Raw genomic sequence first — 8,468 nt, 5'->3', positions numbered from 1 at the left:
CCTCGGCCTCGGCCAAGCGGGCGCGGACCTCGCGCAGCCGGTTGCGCTGTTCCAGACGGATGGCGGCCGGAGTCGGCGCGCCCGCGCCCACCGTGAAGCCATCCCAGCGCCAGAGCCCGCCCTCGCGGCTGACCAGCCTCTGCCCTTGGCGGAGTTGCGGGCCCAAGCGGACGCCTTCCGCGGCATCGGCCACCAAGCCGATCTGAGTCAGGCGGCGAGCCAGGGCGGGCGGGGCCTTGACCCGGTCGGCCAGGGATGTCAGACCGCCTGGCAGGGTCGGGGAATCGTCAAGCGGCGGCAAGGTGCGCCAATGGATGGGCGCCGCCTCGTCGGCGGGGGCGTCCAGATCCTCGCCCAGGGCGGCACCGAGTGCGGTCTCGAAGCCGGGCTCCACCACCAAGGCATCGATCAGATTGGGCCAGAGGCTCGCCTCCCCGGCCTCCAGAAGCCCGGCCAGGGTCTTTTCCTCGGCCTTCAGTCGGGTAGCTGCGCCCTTGGCTTCGTGCAGGTCGGCCTCGGCGTCGGTGCGCTTCTCGCCGGCCTGGACGCGGGCAGATTCTGCCACGGGCACCCTGGCATGGGCGGTCTCCTGGGCCTGGCGAGTCTGTTCGAGAACCGCCTCGGCCGCCGCCACTTCCTGCAGCACGCCGGATTCGGCCTCCAGAACCGTCTTCTGGCGAGCGATTTCCTCGGCGCGGTCCGCCAGACGGCGCTCCCGCTCTTCCCCTTCGGCGCGGGTGCGCGCCAGGGCCCCGCGCTGCGCCTCGTCTGCCGCCACTCGATCACTCAGTTCGGCGACTTGGCGTTCCAAGTCCTTTACCGCCGCCTCGGCAGCGGCCAGAATGGCGGCAGCCTGGACCTGGGAATCCTCTTCGCCCCGGCGAGCATCGGCAATGGCGGCCTGTTCTTCCAGCAGACGAGCCATGGCGGCGCCGGCATCGGCGGCCAGAGCCTGTTCACGCTGGGCATCGGCCTCGGCATGACGTTGGCGTTCTTCGGCGGCGCGGCGGGCCTCGGCGACCCGGCGCTCCTCGCCGTCCAGGGCCTCGCGCTCCAGCACCAGCCTTTGCAGCACGGCGGCCGCCTCGACCTCCGCCTTGCGCAGGTCCGGCAGGCCGGCGGCACTCTCGCTCTGGCGGGCCGATCCGGCAGCCACCAGCCCGGTCAGTTCCGCAACCCGCGCCTGGGCCAGCCGGAAGCGTTCGCGGGAGCCATCCAGGCCGTCCAGGGCCGCCACCCAGCGCAGATGGTAGACGGTCGCCTCGGCCTTGCGGATAAGATCGCTGAGGTTTCGGTAGCGGGTTGCTTGGCGGGCCTGCTTGCGCAAGGACTCCATCTGCGCATCCAGGGTCTTGAGGATGTCCTCCAGACGGTCCAAATTCTGTTCGGCGCCGCGCAGCCGCAGTTCCGCCTCGTGACGGCGGGTATGCAACCCGGTGATACCGGCCGCCTCTTCCAGCAGCACGCGGCGCTGTTCCGGCTTGGCGGTGATGACGGCACTGATCCGTCCCTGGCTGACCAGGGCAGTGGAACGGGCGCCGCTGGCAGCGTCGGCGAACAGCAACTGGACGTCGCGGGCCCGCACCTCCTTGCCGTTGACCCGGTAGGTGGAGCCCTTCTGCCGTTCGATGCGGCGGCTGACCTCCAGTTCCTCGGCGTCGTTGAAGTGGGCGGGCGCGGCGCGGGCCGAATTGTCGAGACCCAGCACCACCTCGGCGATGTTGCGGGCCGGGCGGTTGGATGTGCCGCCGAAGATGACGTCGTCCATGTCCTCGCCGCGCATCTGCTTGGCGGATGTCTCTCCCATCACCCAGCGCAACGCTTCGACGAGATTGGACTTGCCGCAGCCGTTGGGCCCCACCACGCCGGTGAGGCCCTCGTCGATCAGAAGCTCGGTAGGGTCGACGAAGGACTTGAACCCCGTCAGTTTCAGCTTGGAGAAGCGCAGCACCGGCCCCGACCCCCCTTGGATGGCCTACTTGATCTTGGCGAGTTCGGCGTCAAGCACCTTCTTGAAGTCGTCGTACGTCACGGCGCCAGGTATACGGGTGGCATTGACGACGAAGGTCGGGGTCGCCTCGACGTTATACTTGATTTGGGATTGCTTCTGATTCTCCTGCAGGCCCTTCATCAGGGCCTCGTTGGCCATGCACTGCTGGACATCCTGGGGCGACATCCCGCCCATCTTGGCGATGTTCTCCAGCTCCTTGAGCGGGTTGGGAGCCCCCGCCCACTTGGCCTGGGTCTGGAACAGCAGTTCCAGGAAACCGAAATAGCGTTCCCCGGCACCGCCGCAGCGAGCGACCATCGAAGCGGCCAGGGCCGGTGCGCCCAGCGGGAAGTCGCGGAAGATCAGCTTGGCTTTACCGGTGTCGATGTATTCCGCCTTGATGCGAGGCAGTGTCTCTTTGTGGAAGGCGGCGCAATGGGGGCAGCCCAGAGAGGAATGCTCCAGGATGGTGACCGGAGCTTTCGGATCGCCCAACACCTTGTCGGCCAGGGATTCTTCCAAGGAGGTGACGCCGGCTCCTGCCGGCTGGGCGGCCAGAAGCAAGGCAAACGCTAGGGATAGTACGAAGCGGGTCAAACGAGCCTCCCTCGCTACAAGATTTGGGTGACTATAGAATCGCGACAGCGACTCCACAAGGGCACGCCCTGGGGATAACTACGAAATAGGGCGGGAATGGGGCCGCGTCCAGCCCGCAAGGCACCAGTTGGCGAGACGCTACGCCTTCAGCAAGCTATCCAGGTGGCGCAGAACGGCCTCGGAGGGCGTCTTGACGGCGAGGATTTCCTGGATCGCCCGCTTCGCGTCGCCATCCCGGAAGGCGCGGGCCGCCGCAATGCCGTGGTGGTGCACCTGGCGATGGGGCTCGGCCAGGGCAGTATAGGCGGGATGCTCGCGCACCGACGGATCGGGAATGGCGTCGTACCACTTACCCAGACGGCAGGAATGATGGTCCGCCAATTCGTCGGGATTGACGGCTTGGCGCCCGATCACCATTTCGGCCAGCCGCTTTTTCCAGATCACGTGATCGGACTTCGCCCGCATGACGGTGGCCCTGGGAATCTGGAACTTCATCAGTTCGTCCATGGTGGCGTTGACACCCTTGTCGGCTTCCTGCATGGCGTCGAGTACCCGATCCAGGTGGCTGGCGCTCTGGTCCGCCAGGTGCAGTACGGCCCCGATGCCGTCCGAAACGGCGCCCGAGGCCTCCCGCTGGGCCGCCAGGACGTTGGCGATCTGGCGCATCTTGGTCGAAACGCCGTTCACCTCGCGGCTGGCCGCCTCCATCTCGCGGCCGGTGGCGAGAATGACCTCGCGCCCATCGGCTACCGCCTGCGCCCCCAGGCTCATGGACGCGACGATGGCCGCCATTTCCTCGCGCAGGGTCTCGATACGTTGCCGAATGGTCTCGGTGACACGCGATGTCTGGTTGGCCAGACTCTTGACCTCGCCGGCCACCACGGCGAAGCCTTTGCCGGCTTCCCCCGCACGGGCCGCCTCGATGGTGGCGTTGAGGGCCAGCAGGTTGGTCTGCTTGGCGATGGCGTCGATCTCGCCGATCATGCCGGCGATCTGAACCGATGCCGATTGCAGGGCATCCACCTTGGCGGCCGCCCCATCCACCGCCCCAGCGATGGTCTCCATGGAAGCCACCGCTTGGTCGGCCGCGCGATGCCCCTTGTTCACCATGTCCTGGACGTTCGCCGCCTCGACCGAGGCCTCCTCGCTATGGCGGGCGATGTCGCTCACCGAACACACCAGGTTTTCCGCCGCCTGGGTAAAGGCGCGCACCTTCCGGTCGACCTCGCGCACTTCGTAGGTCATCTCGGCGGCACCGATCACCGCATCGTTCAAATTGATGGAAATGCCGACCATGCGCTCCAGGCAGCGCCGGCTGTGGTTCATCAGGCCTTCCGCCACCGCCTTGATCTTGCGTCCCAGGCTGCCGGTCCCGTCAGGCACCGCCATGAAGGCGCCCGCCCGCACCAGTTCAAGGGATTCCTCAACGCCCGACGTCTCGTCGACCGCCATCGTCGCCGGAATAAGGGAATCCATCCTGCACCTCGTCCCTCCAGAAGTTCCATCGGAGCCCCATCCCCGGCTATGCCGAGCGGGAGGAACTGGCGCCCTCCTTTGCGGAAGAATTACATCACACACGGCATTACGCCGCCATAGATTGGACAGCCTATGCCGTACCAATCCAAAGGTATGACAATAAAATATTGTTAAAAACCCAACCAGGGCTGGAACAAGAGGATCGCCCGCCACGGAGTCGGGCGGGCTTGATACGGCGGGACGGGCCCCCCATTTGTGAAGGGAGACGAGGCGCTGGAGTCCCCCGCCTCAATCCGGGGACACCTCTCGCACCGAACGGGATGCCACGAACCCCTCCCCCGCCGGAGTTTCCCTGCTCCGGCGGGGTTTCGTCATTCCGGATCGCTGGAAAGGCCGTAGCGGCGGATCAGGCGGTAGGTATTGCGCTCGCTGATGCCCATGGCGCGCGCCAAGTTGGACCGATGGCCGCGCAGCTTGCGGTACATGTAGCGCATGTAGCGCTCCTTCAGGTCCTCCAGGGTCGGTTCGCCGTCCATGTCGAAGTCGAAGGTCTCCCCCGGCGGCGGCTTCGGCTTGACGTCCAGGCCCAGGTGGTCGACCTCGATCCGCGTTTCATCGCGCGACAGGATGATGGCGCGTTCCATGACGTTGCGGAGTTCTCGCACGTTACCGGGCCAATCGTAGGTCATCATCACCCGCATGGCGTTCGGACTGACCGTCTTGTCGATGCGCCGCGAGAAGCCATGGTGATGAATGAAGTGCTCGATGATGTCCGGAATGTCGTCGCGCCGCTCACGCAATGGCGGAACGGTGATGACGAAGGCGTTCAGGCGGTAGAACAGGTCCTGGCGGAAGGTTCCCAGGCGCGCCATGGAACCCAGGTCCCGGTTGGTGGCGGCGACGATGCGGGCGTTGGCCAGAAGATCCTTGGTGCCGCCCAGGCGCCGAAACTGCCCGGTCTCAAGGACCCGCAACAGCTTGGCCTGGATGGCGGCTGTGATTTCGCCGATTTCGTCGAGGAACAGGGTGCCGCCGTCGGCCGCCTCGATCAGCCCCTTCTTCTGGCGGTCGGCACCGGTGAAGGAGCCGCGCTCGTGACCGAACAGCTCGGACTCGAACAGGTTCTCCTGCAGGGTGCAGCAGTCGAGCGCCACGTAGTTGCGCTTGGCGAAGAAGCTGCGCTCATGAATTTCGCGCGCCACCAGTTCCTTGCCGACGCCGCTTTCTCCCTGGATCAGCACCGTGGTGCCGGTCGGGGCCACGGCATCCACCATTTCCATCACGCGGCGGATGGGGGCGCTGTGACCGACCACGAAGTTCTTGCGCACCGCCTTGGAACGGCTGCGATAGAATTGCCAGTCCTGGCGCAGGTGGGCGTTCTCCAGCACTCGATTGACGGTGATTTCCAGTTCGTCCAGGTTCACCGGCTTGATAAGGTATTCGGCCGCCCCGGACTTGATGGCGTTGACCGCGTTCTTCACAGACCCGAAGGCCGTCAGCACGATGACCGGGAACTGGGAGCCCAGTTCCCGCAAGATCTCGATGCCGTCGCCGTCGGGCAGTTGCACGTCCATCAACACCAGAGCCGGTTCGTTGCCGCGCAGGAATTCCTGGCCGTCGCCCCAGCGCTGCACGCCGGTCGGGCTCAGGCCCATGCGGGTCAGCTGCTTGCACAGGAGCTGGTTGAAGGTGCGATCGTCCTCGATCACCAGCACCTGCTTGTTGGCGTGGGGCTCCATCAGGTTTCTTCCTCCGTTTCGTCGGCATCGGGCAGGCTGACGGTAAAGCAAGTGCCGTGCCCGACCTCGCTCTGCACCTCCAGGCGGCCGCCGTAGCGATCGAGGATCGCCCGGCAGATGGCCAGCCCCAGGCCGGTGCCATGGACCCCGTCGGCCCGACGGCTAAAGAAGGGATGGGTGATGTAAGGCATGTGTTCGGGGCGGATTCCGACGCCGGAGTCCTGGAACTCGATGCGCACGAATCCCCCCTCGCCCGTCCCCCGGATGGACAGCCGGCCTCCTCCCGGCATGGCATGGAATGCATTCTGCACGATGTTGAGCACCAGCATGCGGATTTCGCTTTCCGTCGCCATGACCCGCAAGGGATCGCGCGCCATTTCCACCACAGTCTCGATATGCTGCCTTTCGGCCTCGTGGGCCAGCAGCGAGATGATGTCCGCCACCGCCTTGTTGACGTGGATCAGGTGCAGTTGCTCCTCGGGCGCGGCCCCCAGACGCAAAAGCCGCCCGGTGACGTCGATGCATTCGTCGATCTCGCTGTCCAGCACCCGCAGGTATTCGCCGATCTGGGCCAGATCGGGAGCCTCGTCCTCGATGTCGCGCAGGATGGACTGCAGGCTGAGTCGGGCCGAGGCCAGGGGATTGTGGATCTCGTGAGCCACGCCGGTGGCCAATTGACCCAATTCCGACAACTTGTGCTCGTGCGACAGCGCCACCTGCTGGGACAGGTCGCGGATGGCTTCGACCACCATCATCTTGCCGCCGTCGGCATGCAGGGGCGCGGCCGTGATCTCGACGAACAATTCGTGGCCATCGCAGTGAAGGAAGCGTTGCACGCATTTCATGGGGCGCGGATTCTTGCGGATCTCGTGCAACGGGCAGGTAATCAGGCTGGGCGGGCAGGGTTCCATGCGGTCGTGGCTGGACAGATGGCAGAGCACGCCGACCACCTGGGACATCTCGTAGCCCATGCGTTCGCAGTAGCTGCGATTGGCCATGACGATGCGGAAGTTGCCGTCGATCACCCGCACCCCGTCGGGTACTGCATCGATCAGGTCCTGAAGGAACCTCTCCTTCTGTTCCATGGCCCAGAGATTGGCCTGGATGCTTTCCGCCATGCGGTCGAAGGTACGGCCCAGGTGCGCGAGTTCGTCGGTGCCTTCCGCGTTGACCCGCGCTTCCAGGTCGCCACCCGAAACCGCGTTGGAAGCCGCCGTCAGGCGCGCCACCGGCACCAGGACCAGACGCCGCATCAAGGCCCAGGCGGCGACGACCGTGAACAGCACCACCAGACTGCCCGCCCCGGTGAAGGCCAGGGCACTTATGGTCGCCTCGCGCCGGATCTCCCCGGCCTTGTAGTCGACGAACAGGATGCCGTTGATCGGATTGGCCTCGACGGAACCATGGCATTCCCGGCAGTTGGGCTTGTTGTGCACCGGGTTGATGCTGCGCAGAACCTCCTGGCCCTCCTCGTTGGGCATGAAGCGGGTCAGGGAGCCGTCGCCCGTGTCCCACTTTTCACCGCGATGGCAGACGGCGCAGGTCGGATCGTTGTGGATGTCGAACCGCCGCCCCATCATCTCGGGACGCGAGGCGAAGCGCACCTCCCCCTTGGGATTGACGATCATCACGCCGGCGATCCGCTCCAGGGCGCCCAGGCGGCGGACGATCTCGGTCAGGCCGGGCAGATCGCGCTTGAGCATGGCGTTTTCCAGCGACATCTGCAGCAGATGGTTCACCTGCTGCGAAGCCTGGGCACGCTCCTCCTCCAACCGGTCCCAGTAGAACCACTGGAACAGGGCGAGGAACAACACCGACGTGGCAGCCAGCCCGCCGGCCAAGGCAGCCACGATCTTCCGGTTGAGGCTGGCGGATATCCAAGAGCCCATATCGACTCCTCGTTGCTTTGCCCTTGCGGGATTTTACCCCACCATAGCCTTACCGGAGCCCAAGGTCCATCGCCACCGGGCAGGCCGCCCCACGATGGAACGGGGATTGCATGATGGGGCGGCTTTCGACGCAAGTTCGTTGCCAGTCTCGGGAGGAGATGCGACATGGGAGGCTATTCGATCAAGGACTGGGGCGCCGCCGGCGCCAGTGCCATGGCCCTGGTGCTCGCGGTGACGGTGGCGGGGAACCTCCTCGTTCCGCTGCCGCCCGAACCCGAACCGGGCAGCCCGGACGCGACCACCGCCTCGGCCCCTGCCCCCAAGCCTGCAGCCAAGGAATCCGCCAGACCGGCGGCGCAACATGCCAGTACGGCAGGTCCGGTTTCCCTGGCTGCCCGACTGGCAGTCGCCGACGTCAAGCGGGGCGAGACGGTCGCCAAGAAATGCGTCGCCTGCCATCCTTTGGACAAGGACGCCAAGGCCAAGGTCGGGCCGACCTTGTGGGGCGTGGTCGAACGCAAGGTGGCGACCGGCGATTTCAAGTTCTCGGAAGCCCTGGTCAAGCTGGGCGGCACCTGGACCTTCGAACGCCTGGAAGCCTATTCGGAAAATCCCAAGACCTTCGCCCCCGGCAACAAGATGGCCTTCGGCGGTATCGCCAACCCGGCCGAACGCGCCGATCTGCTGGCCTTCCTGCGCGGACGGACCGATGCGCCGGTGCCGCTCCCCCAGCCCAAGCCGGAGGAACTGGCGGCGGCCAAGGCCGGCGCCGCGGCA

At 65.9% G+C, this 8,468-nt stretch carries 5 protein-coding genes and 1 pseudogene; 1 reads left to right on the top strand and 5 read right to left on the bottom strand.

All coding sequences use genetic code 11. The features are described 5' to 3' along the window. Window positions 1-1,363: 1,363 nt before the first annotated feature. From H7841_17105 to H7841_17085, 5 genes and pseudogenes are all read right to left on the bottom strand, one after another. Window positions 1,364-1,951: pseudogene (locus tag H7841_17105) on the bottom strand (AAA family ATPase). Window positions 1,952-1,975: 24 nt separating this feature from the next. Further along, entirely contained in the window at window positions 1,976-2,587 is a 612-nt protein-coding gene (locus H7841_17100) for a DsbA family protein (protein MEO5338583.1), read from the bottom strand. A 138-nt stretch (window positions 2,588-2,725) separates the two neighbouring features. Then, window positions 2,726-4,063: a methyl-accepting chemotaxis protein gene (locus H7841_17095; GenBank protein ID MEO5338582.1), complete on the bottom strand. Its 1,338-nt coding sequence runs from the start codon at window positions 4,061-4,063 to the stop codon at window positions 2,726-2,728. A gap of 371 nt (window positions 4,064-4,434) precedes the next feature. Further along, window positions 4,435-5,802 (bottom strand): sigma-54 dependent transcriptional regulator, encoded by a 1,368-nt coding sequence (locus H7841_17090; protein MEO5338581.1) that lies wholly within the window; start codon window positions 5,800-5,802, stop codon window positions 4,435-4,437. Continuing rightward, on the bottom strand, window positions 5,802-7,691 hold the full coding sequence (locus H7841_17085) for an ATP-binding protein (GenBank protein ID MEO5338580.1): 1,890 nt from the start codon (window positions 7,689-7,691) through the stop codon (window positions 5,802-5,804). Before H7841_17085 ends, H7841_17090 begins: the two co-directional genes overlap by 1 nt. Window positions 7,692-7,856: 165 nt before the next feature. Between H7841_17085 and H7841_17080 the strand changes: the two genes are divergently transcribed. Further along, on the top strand, window positions 7,857-8,468 hold a 612-nt coding region (locus H7841_17080; protein ID MEO5338579.1), incomplete at its 3' end, for a c-type cytochrome.

This window comes from Magnetospirillum sp. WYHS-4 (assembly GCA_039908345.1).
Taxonomy (GTDB): Bacteria; Pseudomonadota; Alphaproteobacteria; order Rhodospirillales; family GLO-3; genus JAMOBD01.
This window is presented reverse-complemented; position numbering and strand designations above follow the sequence as displayed.

Coding starts and splice junctions, on each gene's coding strand:
- H7841_17090 (MEO5338581.1), bottom strand. CDS start 5,802: ATGGAGCCCCACGCCAACAAGCAGGTGCTGGTGATCGAGGACGATCGC.
- H7841_17095 (MEO5338582.1), bottom strand. CDS start 4,063: ATGGATTCCCTTATTCCGGCGACGATGGCGGTCGACGAGACGTCGGGC.
- H7841_17085 (MEO5338580.1), bottom strand. CDS start 7,691: ATGGGCTCTTGGATATCCGCCAGCCTCAACCGGAAGATCGTGGCTGCC.